The sequence below is a fragment of the Reichenbachiella agariperforans genome (assembly GCF_900142205.1).
Taxonomy (GTDB): Bacteria; Bacteroidota; Bacteroidia; order Cytophagales; family Cyclobacteriaceae; genus Reichenbachiella; species Reichenbachiella agariperforans.
This window is the reverse complement of record NZ_FRAA01000002.1, coordinates 532,991-547,522: the sequence shown is the minus strand read 5'-3', so window position 1 is coordinate 547,522 and position 14,532 is coordinate 532,991. Positions and strand designations below refer to the sequence as shown.

Sequence of the window (14,532 nt, the reverse complement as noted above, 5' to 3'; positions counted from 1 at the left end):
AGTATTTTGAGTTATGATTAGTAGGATACTTCGACACCATCGCTCAAGTTGATTTGACCGTTGGTTACTACTATGTCGTCTAGGGTGAGGCCTTCTTTGACTTCTATTTTTTGCTCAGAGGTCATGCCGACTTTGATGGGTTGGAGGATGGCTTTGCCTTCTATGATTTTGTAGACTTTGGCGTCTTTGGAGGAACCCATCATGGCGGTCGCTGGGATGGTGTGACTTGTGCCGTGAGGATGGCTTGTATGCTCTATCCATCCATACATCCCTGATTTGATCGGGTATTCTGTTGTGTTTTGGATTTTGACTTGTACGTCAAACTTGTGTGCTTCGTCTGCTTGATCACTGACCATAGTGATGGTACCCGTATAGGAGTGTGTAGGGTATACATCGGATTTGACCGTCACTTGCTTGCCTTTTTCAAAATCCATCACTTGATCTTCGGGTACACTGATGACGAGTTTGAGATGGGAGATGTCTATGAGTGACCCGAGTGATCTGCCCGGCGCGAGTACTGACCCTACATCGAAGGTGCGCGTAGCTAGAGTACCAGCGAAGGGGGCTTTGATTTTGGTGTTGCGGAGTTGTTTGTTGAGCAATTTGAGATTGCTCTCTGCGCTGGCCAGTTGTAAGCTTGCTTTCTCCAGATTGATTTTGGCTACTGCGTTGTTGTCTGTTAGTTTTTGGTACCTATCGTATTCGCGTTTGGCATCTTCGTAGGCAGCGGTTGCTGCGATGAGCTGAAAACGTATTTGTTCAGAATCCACGGTAGCGATCAATCCATTTTTGGGCAGTTGGTCTCCTTCTTGGGCAGAGATGGCCAGTACTTCTCCCTGTGTTTGAGAGGTGATGGTGATGGCTCTATTGGCCTCAAAGGTTCCCAAGTATCTTCTCGTTTCTTCCAGTTGGGTTTCTTCTACTTTGGCGATCTTGACGGGCACTTTGATCGAGAAATCCCGAGTATACACGCGTGCTTTGACTTCTTCAGCGTTGCCTAGTAGCGAATAGATGGTCCACCCTCCGAGTAGTGTGACTGCCGCTATTGCGACGATGATTTTGCTTGTTTTAGATTTTTGGATTTCCATTTCTTTATGATTGACTTGATGATGAGACTTAATTGTAGTGGGTTAATAAGTGACCTTCTGCTTTGGCTAGGTCTAGTTTGGCTTGCTGGAGGCGTACCCATGAATTGAGATAGTTGGTTTGTGCTTCTGTAAGTTCATTTTCTGATTCGATGATCTCCTGCACCCCCACGACTCCTTCACTGTACTGCATCTGGATGTTTTGGTAGATGTTGGTAGCGAGCTCCATGGACTGTTTTTGATTGGCAACCTCACGTTGGTGGACTTTGAGCTTAGAGAGGGCATTGATCCTTTCGTTTTCAATGCTTCTCTGGGTCATTTCCAATTGTGCGTTGAGTTGTTTCATTTCTATTTTCTTTTGTGTTTTTTGAGAGCTCTTGACCATGCCGTCAAATAACATCCAGTTCAGTTTGAGCCCCACGTAGCTAAAGTCATAGTGCTCGTAGTAGTTTTCGGACTGGTCACCATAGCCCATCACTCCATAGGATGCGACAGCCGATAGGTGTGGCAGGTAGCCTGAGTTGATCTGCTTCTCTTGTAGATCTAGGACTTCTTTTTGTTTGTTGAGTAGTTGTACTTCACTACGGTTTTCGTAGTGGAATGCATCCTGAAAACTGAGTGCAGATAAACCTGGGTTCAGCTGATGTTCGATCGTCAATCCTTCGTCGGTATCCATATTGAGCAGGAGTTTGAGGGAGTTGATCAGGTAGATGTAATCAGCCTGTAGTGTAGCGGTATGGTTGTCCAAGCTGGACTTGTTGATGACGAGTCGATCTACATCGGTCGTATTGACTAGTCCGCTCTGCATCATCATGCGCGTAGAAGCAATGAGCGTATCGAGTGATTGACTGTTGTCTTCCAGCATTTCGATTTGTTTGGCAACTACCTGTGCATTGTAGTAGGTAGATGCTACCCGAAACGTGATATTTTCCTTGGTCTGTACGTATTGGATTTCTCCCATTTCGTTGATGGTCTGGGCCGCTTTGATGCCAACGTTGAGACTAGGGTCGAAAATTACCTGTTCCAGTTGCAGTGCGTAGGTGGACTGATGTGGCGTACCGAAACTTGCAGCGGCATATCCTTCTGCCTCTGGACTGAAGGCACTTGACGGGATCACCGTGGTGGGTAGCTGGGTATATAGGTCATACTCTGCCCCGAAACCTATTTTTGGTAGTGCGGTGCGTTTCACTTCTTTGACCTGCTCATCATAGAGCAACTGGTCGTAGAGGCTGTTTCCTATTTCTAGGTTTTGCTCCAGAGCAAGGCTTACACATTCGTCAAGTGTGTAGACTTTTTGCGCGTGACTTAGCAGTGGCGTCAGTAGCATAATAAATGTTGCAATGTTGATTTTCATTTTGATTAATTGTTTTAAACGTTTGTTTAACTCAGGAATAAATTTTTTTAGATCATGACAAGGGTTTCAAAAATGCTTCCATGATGCTGAGCGTGGTGTTTTTCCAGTGTGGTTCGTAGCTTTCATAGCTTTCAAATCCAGCCGCTGCTAGTTTTCCTGTTTTCGTCAGTATTTTTTTGGAGATAATAGGAAAGACAATCATAGAAAATAGGGCCATCTGAAAGTCAATGGCTTTGATTGGTCGAATCTTGCCGCTGTGATAATCTAAGTCTAAGGTCGCTTGTAGCTGCTGTGTTTCTATTGCCGCTTGCTCTTTGTTGAGGTCAGAGAGCATGTCGAGCAGATTTGGGTTATAGTGTGTCTCGCTAAGTATGAATATGGGTAAGCCCTGATCATTGTTGATTTGATGATTGAGCCGATCGATGTATGTTTTGATTCGGTCTAGTAAGTCGCGTGAGGTATCGTTGAGGATGCTCAGCCCGTCTTTGGTATAGGATCTGAATTTCTCCTCGAAAATGGACAGAAATAGCTTCTCTTTGCTTCTGAAATAATAATTGACGAGTGCGACGTTTACCTCGGCCTTTTCGGCTACTTTTCGCATGGTTGCCCCTTTCATACCTAGCTCTGAAAACAGCTCACGTGCTGCTTCTTTGATTTTTATTTCGGTGCTATCGAGTGATTCTTGGGACATAGTATCTATTGGACAGCAAACGTAATTTGAATGTTTGTTTTAAACAAGTGTTTAAAATTATTTTTATAGATAATTTTTTACGAAGCTAGTTGAGCGTATAGCTGAGCCGGATTCGTATGATGTTGTCGTTGAGGCCATAGTCGTAATCTGTCACTCGCACAGTTTGCCAGATGTAGTGGAGGCCTATTTTGAACCGTTTGGTGATTTTGTTGCCCAAGACTGCCTCCCAGCGGTGCTGGCTTCCTAGTGAGTATTGTATACTGTTGGTGAGGGTTACAAAGGTCTCCCATGTGAGCTCTGCATAGAAGTTTTCTTTGCCGAAGAGGGTGAAATTTGGTGGGGCTAGACTTAAGCGGTAGCGCATTCGAGTTTGGTTTTCTTTGTTTTCGTTGATATAGAAAAAGCGCTCCTCAAATCGTAGGCGGTGGTTGAATTTTAGGATTTTGGTATTGGGCCAAAATAGCATGGCTTCTTGAGCAAAACGAAGTTCATTGAGGTTCGAGGATTCGGTATTGAAGGTTTGAAAATTAGAAATCGCGAAGCAGAGATTGTACAAGGAATTGTTGGACCACTTGATCGTAGGTCTGTAGTACATTTGATGAAATTTGTAGTCGCCCATTGAGGTTCGGTAGCCAAAGTCCCCTCCTACCTTGGTGTTTTCCCCCAGTTTGTACCATAGCGTCAGGTCTGTCCAGCCTTGGTGTCGGGTGAAGATCTTTTGTGCGGCTAGTCCTTGACACATAGAAAGCACTAGCAGGAGCAAGACATATTTTTTCATTTGCTAAAATTAATAGAGAGCAGATAAACACTTAACCATTGGCTTAAAACCTTTTTCCTATCACCAGACCAATAGAAAAAACATCATAAAAATCTTTTAGTAGATAACTTCCTGAAATCGCGGCTTCCCATCCGTTAGATTCGATGAGTGCATATTCTGTAGTGAATCGAGCCACAGCGATGGTCTCGTGTGGGTCTGTCTCTAAGCCTGCGCCGAGGTAGGCTGTCCACTTGGGCAGGATTTCGTAGGTGGCTCCTAGTGTGAACACAATTACATTTTCACGTTCGATGAGGTTGGCATCACTGTCCTCTACTTTGATGTTGACGAGTTCTATGTCACCATAACTGGCGATGGCCCATTTTTCGCCTAACCAGTACTCGTAGGCATACCCCCAAGTAGGCGCCAGCGTCGTTTCTTTTTGATTTGTTTCTACATTTCTGCCCTCGGGTATCCAACTAGTACCTGCGAATAATGTAAGTTTATGTCGTTTGAATTCTTCCGTTTCTACAGTTTCTTCTTCTGCCTGTGCGTAGGATAAGTGGCTAGAGAATAATAGAATGACAATGAGAGGTTTGATAGAAAGTTTCATGGTTATGAAGGAAGTAGTTATCAATCAATAAAGGTCACTTATTTAGATATAAATAGAAAGGAGATACAGGAATGAAAAAGCAAATTTTGATCTGCTTGATCTGGATTGGTGTTACAACTCTCACTTTTGCACAGCCACCGAGTTATGATCAAAAACTCGGAGAAGATGGCGCAAAGCAGATTGCTACGACAATCGGCCTCTATGAGGAGGAAGAGTTGACCGCCTATGTCAGTGAGGTAGGCAATCGTCTCACCAGGCAGCTAAGTAATAATCCTTTTGTCTATCAGTTTTTCATCTTAGACGAGCCCATCCCTAATGCCTTTGCTCTGCCCGGCGGGTATGTGTATGTGACACGTGGGCTGCTAGCATTGATAGACGATGTGGATCAGCTGGCCTGTGTGATGAGTCATGAGATCATCCATGTGCATCGCAGGCATAGTGTGAGGCAGATGAAAAGGGGTTTCTGGCCAGCAGTTTTACAGCTACCAGGGCTTTTGATTGGAGCAGTAGCGGGAGAGGATGTAGGTCAGATTATCAATACTCCGATCGCTGTGGGATCGAGTTTTTTTGAGGCGAAGTATAGTCGAAAGCATGAAACGGAGGCGGATGATTTGGGTGTGCAGCTCGCCACACGTGGAGGTTTCGATCCTAATGCCCTTAGCCCGATTTTGGAAAGGATAACGCAATGGGAGGAGGCTCGTACCGAGCGTGTGGAGGAGAAGAATTATTTTAGTAGTCACCCTTATACTCCCGACCGGATTCAGAACCTGAATGATGCCACAGCAGGTTTGACAGTTCAGTTAAATGAGATGCATCAGCAGTCGATATTGGAGGTTTTATCAGACTTGCCCTTCGGTGAGAATCCTGATAAGGGAATATTTTTCGATAGTCTGTTTTTGCATCCCGTCATGGATTTTAGCATGGTTTTCCCATCAGGATGGACATATATCAATCAGCATAATGCTGTCGGGGCAATGAATGAAACCAAGGATGCTTTTCTCTTTCTGATGCTAGCAGACACTGTCAAATCACCAGAGCAGCATGGTATCGAAGTGATCGAAAGAGCGCACAACCTGAACAAAAAAGTGAAAAGTGAATCGGTACAGGTCAACAACAGAGAGGCATTCCTAATATCTACTGTGGAGCAGGTAGATGGGGAGGAGATGCATGTACACTTTATCTGGATACAGTATGGCGATCAGGTGTTTAAGATCACTGCGATCAGGAGTGAAGACTTCAAAGAGGGACTTAAACAAGCTAGTCTATCCCTGCATCCGCTGACACCATCCGAAAAAGCGAGATTATACCAAAAACGTCTAACTCTAGTAGAGTCTGTAGATGCAGAATCTATAGCTGAGCTAACTGCTCGGACCAACAATGTGCTTTCCCCCAACCTTCTCAAAATTCTGAACGGGCTGCCAGCGGATGAAGATTCTATTAAAGGCACTGTTAAGGTCGTTTCAGAGAGGCCGTATTTTGATGAAAATTCCGATGATTAGAATGGTAGTTGATCACGCACGTGCTGTTTCCAAATTTTGTATCCTTTAGGGTTAAGGTGGAGCATGTCATCTACGAATAGATCCGTCCTTGGTCTGCCGTCTGGTGTCAGCATGTGCTCGTAGATTTCTATCCAGTGCATGTGTTCATTGACCTCAGTGTGTGTACGTAGAAGTTCGTTGGTTTCGATGATTTTGCTTAGTAGGTATTCACGACTAGGGCTAGGCTTGATGGAGATTACAGTGATCTGTGCTGCTGGGTTATGATTTTTTATTTTCTCGGTTAGGAGAGAAAAATTCATGAGGATATCTTCTGGTGATTGCCCATTGCTTAGGTCATTGTCTCCACCGTAGAGAACGTAGTTTTTAGGACGAAAATTCTCAAACAAACGGTCGAAGTAAAACAAACACCACTGATAGGACGAACCTCCAAAACCGAGATTAATTGCTTTTTTGTCTGCGAGATCACTTTCCAAAGTATCCCATAGCCGTATCGTGCTGCTACCATAGAAAGAGATACAGTCTTGCTCGTCATGTGTTGTTAGTTTTTCTATCAATGCATCGACTTCATCTTCAAAGAGAAATTCGACACTCGTTTCGTTAGAGATATCGTTGGTTAGCTGCTGGGTGTCGTTTCTGAAGTCCATCTGATACTTTCGTAGAAAGGGTTTGACTTCAGTACAACCATACTCCTTCATTTTTTCACTGAGCTTGAAGGGCTTCTTGATCTCACATGCAAACTTGTAAGCAGTGATTCGTTTGTCAAAGTTGGCCATGACGATCGGTACGATCAGGGGTTCTTTCTTGACTTTTTGTAGTACTTTGAAGAAGCCTGATTTGAAATGACTAGGCGAGTGCTCTGTCGGGTGAGAGCTACCTTCGGGGCTAATGATGATGTTTTTCCCTTCATTGAGGGCATCATTGATCTGGTGGTAGAATTTCTGGTGGCGAATCTTTTTTTCTTCTATTGTTTCTACAAGTGCCTCCGAATCGGCTGTACTTACACTGATGAACCCGAGGTTGTCGTAGTAGTTTTCATGTGCGTATTCCTCAGATTTACCTAGTCTCACGATGCGTTGGGCATGTGCTCCATACTGTTCATAGACGAGTGCACTGAGGTAGTGAGAGTCGAGCGTGATCTGAAACTGGTTGGGTAGCGTGTAGTAGGGCTCGTTGAGTAGGTGGTTGTAGATAAATATGCAACCTTGTTCCGTAGGCATATTCTCTAACCCTTTCAGGTAGATGGATGGGATAGAAAATGCTTTTTTACTCGCCTTGACACAATCTAACTGTATTTGGTCTACTGATTTTCCCTCCGTGTTTTCGGCTACACTACTATAGATGTCCTGTAGTGCACGGTAGAAGTTGGACTCTCGCTGTGTCTGGTGAAGGTTATCTAGGCAGAGTGATGCTAGGTTTTTTTCGGGACCGATTCCTTTGAGCTCCGTACGGTGGAGGATTTCGATGGCGTGTGGGATGGTTAGTTTGTTCTCTAGCAGTAGCGGTACCGCATGGAGCGGAGAGTGCACCATGAGTTTGGTACTGTTGCTGTTGATGAGTGTGCTGGCGACTAGCAGCTCTTCGTTGAACTGTGTAGCAATGAGTCGCGTGCGAACTGCCCGCAACTGGTTGTTGATCAGCCAGAGGATGCGCTTTTGAAAACTGAGGGCGAATTTGGGATACTGCTCACAGTGCTTTTCCAAGTTGTCCTCTGGGATATAAAGGACAATAGCATCCTTGGTGACATGAGAGGTCATGGCACTTTTGATGCCTAGCATGCTTGATGAACTGATGAGGTAGCCAGGTGTAGAGATCGACCGAAAGGGGACTTTATAGGGTTTATTGGTTTCGATACTGAAGTTCATACGGGAGTATTGTACCTCTCCAGACTCTAGTAGATAGATTCCTTTCTTTTCTTCGTCCTGTTTGATGATGACATCATTGACGAGATATTCTCGGCGCTGCATGGACTGAGCTAGTACAGCCAAATCCTCTTCGTCAAAAGCCTCGAAGAAAGGAGACTGTAGCAGCAATATCACTTTATCGATTTCGTCCCGTTCGAGTTGTGCCAGATAGCCTTCGGATGATGTTTCTGTCGCCAGTGACTGTAATGCCGCGGAGGTGTTGGCAAATAGCTCACTGGTATCCTCGACGAATTTGTGCGACTGTATGTTGAGGAAGGTATAAAAAGCAATAGAGAGTACTATGTCATCATCGAGTAACGTGATTAAGTCCTTGGTTTGCCACATAATCAGTCGAGCCTCATCCGATGCGACACGTGCAGTGGTTTCGTTTCGGTAGGGTGCGATGAAAGCATCCATACCTATGGGGGCATATTTGGACTGACTCATGCCGGCTAGCAGCTCTTTGTCATTGCTGTGTAGGCTCTGATCGAAGTGTACCGTGCCTTCTAGTAGGATATAAAATTGATCTACTTTGCTGAATTGCTTTTTGAGAATGTCTCCCTTCTTTCGAATGACTATCTCCCCTTTGGGCATCAGTTGGTCAAGAGGACTAGGTAGTGTATCGGTCATCTGCTCGTTGCGGTTCTGTCTGATTGCAATATAGGTAAGCATGCTTTGATTTTATTAAATAGAAGGCCTGCTATTTCACATATTGTTGTAAATCGGTAGGAAAAAACATGGTAATAGTGAAATATTGATAACTGCATGCTTTTAGTTTCTAGTTGTCAAGGATGAAGGAGAATTGTCAAATCATTTTTATTTAATCCGATCAGTTAAGTAGTTTTGAATAGAATCAATCTGTAACCAAACCCACTCTTCTATGTTTTCTGTCAAAAATATATTTCTCTATTTTGTACTGCTCTGTCTGGGTGCTGCTGTGATGTACTTTTTTATTCATCAGGAAGTGACTGATGATAAGACGATCGTTGTGGACAAGGAGTCGCTGTACTACCATTCTCTATTTCGCTATGGTACGAAGCACGATAGTTTCAATGATAGTTTGGGACATTTGGATGGGGAGCATCTGGATGACTTGGTGGCAGATTATGTGCGGGATGAGGTGATGTTTAGAGAGGCCAACCATCGAGAGTTGGGCGAGAAGGATTCTGTGATACGCGCTTGGTTAATCGAGAAGATGGAGTTGTTGGTACATGGTATGATGCTGGAGCGAGTGGTGATGACTGAGGACGAAAAACGGGCACACTTTGAAGAAAACAAAGAAGACTATTTCATTTTACCAAATTACACTTTTGCGCATGTGTTTTTTGATAGCAAAAAGCACGGAGCGAAGCATGCGATGGAACTAGCTCATCTGGAGCGTGAAGATTTGAATCAAAACGATATTGGCTTTGATGATGCCTCGGGTCGTGGTGATTTGTTTAAATACCATACGTTTTATACCAAGCGCAATAGTCAGTATGTGGCCAATCATTTCGGAGAGGATTTTGTGAATGAAATCGATAAGGCACCTATTTCGCATACGCATTGGACTGGGCCGTATGCGTCTAACAAGGGATACCATTTGATCATGCTCACTGCTCGAAGTGAAGGTAGGTATCCAAACTATGAGGAGGTAGCCGATCAAGTGACTCAAGACCTACAGACGATCAAAGTAGCACGGGTGAATCAGATAAAAATAGAAAGACTGATAGATAGCTACACGGTGGTGATCGACGAGACGGTCAGGTCTAAATAGTCTAGTCTAGCTCCATGAAGTAGACTAGATGGTCGTTGATGTAATACTGATCGTTTACGATATGTAGTGGTAGAGTCAATGCGGGTTGTTTGTAGAAATCTAGTTGCAAGGTAGCTGGTTTATCCCCTTCAGTATTGATGATGGTGTAGTTCCCTTTTTTGGTGCCGTGGTATTTGCCTGCTGAGCCTATGAATATTCCAGTACGCTTGGTTTTGCTTTTAAACGAACCATCGTAATAGAGCCATATTTTGTTTTCTTGACTGGAACTTTCTTCTCTTTCAAAGGTGAAAATCATTTTTCCCGTCAGGTTTTTACGCCAATCGAACGTTTGATTCGCATCGGTGACCCTTGGCTTGGTGAATGAGACTTGGTTGAGCAGGGGCTCGATCTTGTTTTCAAACTCAGATATGTATTGCTGTGGGGTGTACATGAGCACGGTGACACAGTAGCCGTATGGCCCACATTTAGCTATCAAGTAGCCTTTGTACATATTGTTCGTATTTGTTTGAACGGGGGCGATGAGAAGGTCTTCTGTCATGGTAGGTTTAGCGCGAAGCTGGATATCTAACTGAGGAGCTAACTCGAACCCAGATTTCCAGTTATTTTTGATTTTGTCTAAACTCGTTTCGTTGACAAAATAGAGCGCAGTTGCTTCATTGGTAGAGTCGCTATACAGGGTGAAAATACCAGTGCCTCTAGAGAGGTAGCCTGTCCAGTGAGATGGAATCTCTAATTGTAGCCCATAGTGAGGTGCTAGTATGATTTCTCCACCTTTGTATGATTTCGTAGGCTGTACGATTTCTTGACCGAAGACGTCAAACAAAAACACGGAGGAAAATAGCCAGGTGATTAGTAAAGTTTTCATAGTTTCTAAAATGCTTCATTTATCCCGAAATAAAAACCAGACGCACCCCCTTCTCCCCAGGCTATATCTAGATTTAAGTTGGCGCGTGATTTTTTATTAATCATGACACGTAGACCTGTACCGAACCCGAAATCTAAATATTCGAACAACGATATATCACCATCTCGATAGCTTGCCGTAGTGGTGTTGACAAATACGACGGCTCCAAAAGTTTCTTTGTTTCGCTGTAGGGGCACTCGGTATTCTATCTCGCCGTAGACGAGATCTTCACCTCTAAAACGTCCCTGAGTGTAAGCTCGTCCCGATCGGCCAAACTGGTCCCAGCCGACTGCTGGGAGATCGAGATAGGGTACATTGCCAGAGGTCACGAACCAGCCATACGTCCATACGGCGATCATGTGTCTGGGTCTTTTTTGACTCAGGTTAAAATAGTCACGATACTCCATCCAGAGTAGGCTGGAGGACTGATCGCTTCCTAAAAACGCTGGATTGACGCGAAGGTTGACGAAGGCATACCGACCATGATAGGGGTTGATCGCATTGTCACGACTGTCGTAGAGGGTATTGAGACTGATGCCTGAAGTAGTATATTTTTCTGGAGAGAAATCTTTGGAACGACTATAAGCATAGTGACTGGTAATCACAGGAGGTATACTATCAAGATCTAGAAGCCTATCTTCTATCTGTGCATGCATATCGAGGTGATAACCGAGACCAAAATAGAAACGAGTGCTTTGATACCGTTTGAGGACTGTTTCGTGAATTCTTAAATAGTGAAAATCCATCATTTGTTCGTCTGGTATAGGGCTGCTAAATAGGCTTGGGTCGTAGGTAATACTTCCAGGATTGGTTGGTTTGGCAGACTGAGGACCTGTACCGAGACCATAGGTAGGTTGCGAGGTGATAAAATAGCGCCAGTCACCGAGCAGATTCCAACTGTCGTTGGCTAAGAACATATTGGTTTTGGCGGTGATGATCCATTGTTTTTTGGTGGTATAGATTATCGTCCCTAGCCCTGAGGAGATGTGTGTTGTCTCGGGGTCTCCCATATACCAGCTAGCCCCTGGTGCTAAGCCGAACATCCAGCCATTGGTCGGGTTAGATGCGATTGCTGGCAATGGGATGATGGAGAGTTTTCGATCTTTCTTCGTAGTTGTGCTGTCGCCATCGCTGGCATGAAGCACAGTGGTCATCGTCAACAATAGGAATAGTGTATATAGGATACGCATGAATCTTATTTTAGTGTAATTTAAGTTAATCAAGGTTGAAGATTACAGGCTTTAGCGTTTCTGGATTTAACTTACTCATTATTTTGTAAAACATGTCCTATAATCTAGTCAGGGTATAGGGATTCGAAACACAGATATTTATTAAGTTTATACAATCACTTACCTAAAAGAAGAATTATGATGAAATCAATGATTGCCTTGATTGGGGTTCTGTTAACACCTTTATTTATTCACGCTCAAGCGATTGAGTTTTCAGGCTATGGAGGGTATATGCTCAGCGGCAAAGCTGAATATTACCGCGGAGAGGTGGACGTTAAAAATACAGGAGTCTGGGGTCTAACCTTGGGCTATGATATGGGGAATGGTACCCAAGTGCAGTTTTTGTACACTAATAGTTCTGCGGACTCGGAGACAGTGGATTACGATGCGATTCTATATCCCTATCATAACCTCACGCTCAAAATGGAAAACTTTCATATTGGCGTGGAAAAGTCATTGGGTGGCGATGAAGTTATTCGTCCTTATGGGGTGTTTGGTCTCGGTCTCACGAGCTATGCGCCGCAGGAGCAGGGCTATGAGACACGGGTGTTTTTTTCGATGGGACTTGGAGCTGGAGTGAAAATTTTTCCAACAGAGAAAATAGGTTTTAAAATGCAAGCTAGAATGTTTATGCCTTTGTTATTCGATGGAGTGGGCATCTATTGTGCTTCGGGCTCTGGTTGTGGTGGTGGTTCATCGTTTGCAGTGCCTATTGTGCATGGGGAGTTTAGTGGAGGTATCATTTTTAGGTTAGAGAAGTAATCAGAGGAACTGTGTGAGTAGGAGGGTCATTTTTTGGAGATTGGTGGTTTTCTCTTGCTGTTTATGGAGCATGACTCCCGCCTATGCTCAAATTATAAAATCATCAGCTAGAGATGACGTAGACTCTGTAAAGATCAAAGCTGATCGCTTTTTGTTCATGGGGGACGAGGTGTTTTATATCCGTCGTGATACAATAATTCCGATTTGGGATACTACAGATTATTATATTCGAAAAAAAGATCTTGACCGTTCCAAGGTTTTCTATGATTCTATAGAGACTAAGATGTCACGATCTAAGATGTCTAGTATGGTTTATGACGCTCTTTTTGTCAACCCTAAGGATGGAAAAAGCGGACAATACGATGACGGAATGAGTGAATTTCGCTTCTTAGCCTATGAGGATAAGGTTATTTCACCTCTTAAATTCAAGCACATCAATATCTTCGGGTCGAGTTTTAACGATACCACGAGGAATAAAGTTGACAAGTATACTAATCTCATCAACAAAACCCATATCCATACCCAAAAATGGGTGATTCGGAGTATGTTGACTTTTAAGGAAGGGGATTATATCAATGCACAGGCATTGGTAGATTCGGAGCGTTTGCTTCGTTCTAGGCGTTTTATTAGAGCCTCTCGTATCATGTTGAACCCTGTCTATGGTGAGGATAGTGTGGAGGTACATGTTGTCACGCGAGATGTATTCCCATTTGCTCTGGCGATACGTCCTAATAATGGCAATGGGGCTTTGGTGGGGCTGAGCAATGTCAACATCGCTGGCTTAGGGCATAAGCTGGAGTATAATTATATATCTGATGGAGGGAGTGAAATCTACTATGATATCAACAACCTCTTTGCGACGTATATTGATATAGGCTTTGATTGGTCGTATCATTTTAGAAAGCAGGGATTTGGTGTTACGGGCTATCGAGGTTTCTTGACGCAGAACATTAGATATGCAGGAGGTATGGAGCTTAGTAAATTCATTTATGGTGACTATAGGTATGACCCTATAGCTGATTTTACAGAGACTTTTCACTTCAGTGTTAACCGTGCGATGCTGTGGCTTGGACATGCTATACCCGTAGATTTTAGATTAGGAGGGTTAGGATTTTCTAATAGTACGAACTTTGTCGTGTCTGCTGGCTTGGATATGCAGGACTTTTATGACAAGCCTTTTGTAAGTACGGATAGCAATTATATTTTTCAAGATCGCTATAATTATCTGATGCAGGTGGGCTTGTCCTCACGGAACTACTACAAGGATAAATATGTAATTAACTACGGTCGTACGGAAGATATTCCGTCCGGAGCGGCTGTTAGTTTGGTGGTAGGATTTCAGCGTAGAGAGTTTGTAGATAGATTTTTTGTAGGCGGTAATTACAGTCGAGGGGGTTATATTCATGGGTTTGGGTATCTGAATAGCAAGTTTTCCTTAGGAGCATTTTTGGATGGTAACCATATTGAAGACGGGGCTTTCAATGCGAACTTCGATTATTTCACTTCTCTACAGCGGGTGGGCTCGTTTCGTCTACGGCAGTTTGTGGATATTGCTTATTCACAAGCGATTAATCCCTCAGAGGATATTTATATCCGGGGACAAAATGAGTTAGGGATTAGAAACGTCTCAGGGTTTTATCTGAAAGGTACGAGTAAGTTAAATGTCAAGTATGAAGCGTTGATGTTCACCCCTTTTAATGTTCTCAGTTTTCGTATGGCTGCTTTGATTTATGGAGAAGCGACCATGGTAGGTAATTCAGTCAATGATTTTTTTGATACTGACGTATATGCCGGTGTGGGTGTAGGGTTGACTTTTAGCAATGACAACCTGGCGATTTCTACAATCACTATGCGTTTGGGGTATTACCCTAATCTCCCCCTCAATGCGAATTCTAGCTGGTATGAACTCTCAACCAACAATAGGTTGAGTTTTAGGGATTTTGATTTGGAGGGGCCAGAATTAATAGAGTTTAGGTAATGGTTT

Annotated in this window: 12 protein-coding genes; 4 read left to right on the top strand and 8 right to left on the bottom strand. The window is 43.7% G+C overall.

Annotation, left to right across the window (positions count from 1 at the left end; genetic code table 11):
* Positions 1–17: 17 nt before the first annotated feature.
* From BUB99_RS08705 to BUB99_RS08685, 5 genes are all read right to left on the bottom strand, one after another.
* Positions 18–1,088 carry an efflux RND transporter periplasmic adaptor subunit gene (locus BUB99_RS08705; RefSeq protein ID WP_073121544.1) on the bottom strand — a complete coding sequence of 357 codons (1,071 nt, stop codon included), beginning with the start codon at positions 1,086–1,088 and terminating at the stop codon, positions 18–20.
* Between the two features lie 28 nt (positions 1,089–1,116).
* Positions 1,117–2,439, bottom strand: a complete 1,323-nt coding sequence (locus tag BUB99_RS08700) for a TolC family protein (protein ID WP_073121543.1) — start codon at positions 2,437–2,439, stop codon at positions 1,117–1,119.
* 52 nt (positions 2,440–2,491) lie between these two features.
* Positions 2,492–3,130: a TetR/AcrR family transcriptional regulator gene (locus BUB99_RS08695; protein WP_073121541.1), complete on the bottom strand. Its 639-nt coding sequence runs from the start codon at positions 3,128–3,130 to the stop codon at positions 2,492–2,494.
* Positions 3,131–3,215: 85 nt separating this feature from the next.
* On the bottom strand, positions 3,216–3,908 hold the full coding sequence (locus BUB99_RS08690) for a DUF2490 domain-containing protein (protein WP_073121539.1): 693 nt from the start codon (positions 3,906–3,908) through the stop codon (positions 3,216–3,218).
* Positions 3,909–3,951: 43 nt separating this feature from the next.
* Entirely contained in the window at positions 3,952–4,497 is a 546-nt protein-coding gene (locus tag BUB99_RS08685) for a hypothetical protein (RefSeq protein ID WP_073121537.1), read from the bottom strand.
* A gap of 71 nt (positions 4,498–4,568) precedes the next feature.
* Here BUB99_RS08685 and BUB99_RS08680 point away from each other — a divergent pair, with 71 nt between their 5' ends.
* Positions 4,569–5,996, top strand: a complete 1,428-nt coding sequence (locus BUB99_RS08680; protein ID WP_073121535.1) for a M48 family metalloprotease — start codon at positions 4,569–4,571, stop codon at positions 5,994–5,996.
* Here the strand turns inward: BUB99_RS08680 and BUB99_RS20120 are convergent.
* The gene (locus tag BUB99_RS20120; RefSeq protein ID WP_084190450.1) at positions 5,993–8,569 is read right to left on the bottom strand and encodes a GDSL-type esterase/lipase family protein; all 2,577 of its coding nucleotides are present in this window, start codon (positions 8,567–8,569) and stop codon (positions 5,993–5,995) included. The two genes, BUB99_RS08680 and BUB99_RS20120, sit on opposite strands and share 4 nt — an antisense overlap.
* Positions 8,570–8,777: 208 nt before the next feature.
* Here BUB99_RS20120 and BUB99_RS08665 point away from each other — a divergent pair, with 208 nt between their 5' ends.
* A complete protein-coding gene (locus tag BUB99_RS08665) occupies positions 8,778–9,653 on the top strand; it encodes a peptidyl-prolyl cis-trans isomerase (RefSeq protein WP_073121533.1) in 876 nt (291 codons plus the stop codon).
* A 1-nt stretch (position 9,654) separates the two neighbouring features.
* On the opposite strand, the gene BUB99_RS08660 is transcribed toward BUB99_RS08665, so the two are convergent.
* Positions 9,655–10,518, bottom strand: a complete 864-nt coding sequence (locus BUB99_RS08660; RefSeq protein ID WP_073121531.1) for a hypothetical protein — start codon at positions 10,516–10,518, stop codon at positions 9,655–9,657.
* Between the two features lie 5 nt (positions 10,519–10,523).
* On the bottom strand, positions 10,524–11,747 hold the full coding sequence (locus tag BUB99_RS08655; RefSeq protein WP_073121529.1) for a BamA/TamA family outer membrane protein: 1,224 nt from the start codon (positions 11,745–11,747) through the stop codon (positions 10,524–10,526).
* Positions 11,748–11,924: 177 nt separating this feature from the next.
* Here BUB99_RS08655 and BUB99_RS08650 point away from each other — a divergent pair, with 177 nt between their 5' ends.
* Both BUB99_RS08650 and BUB99_RS08645 read left to right on the top strand, forming a co-directional pair.
* A complete protein-coding gene (locus BUB99_RS08650) occupies positions 11,925–12,548 on the top strand; it encodes an outer membrane beta-barrel protein (protein ID WP_073121527.1) in 624 nt (207 codons plus the stop codon).
* A gap of 283 nt (positions 12,549–12,831) precedes the next feature.
* The gene (locus BUB99_RS08645) at positions 12,832–14,526 is read left to right on the top strand and encodes a BamA/TamA family outer membrane protein (protein WP_139280948.1); all 1,695 of its coding nucleotides are present in this window, start codon (positions 12,832–12,834) and stop codon (positions 14,524–14,526) included.
* Positions 14,527–14,532: the final 6 nt, after the last annotated feature.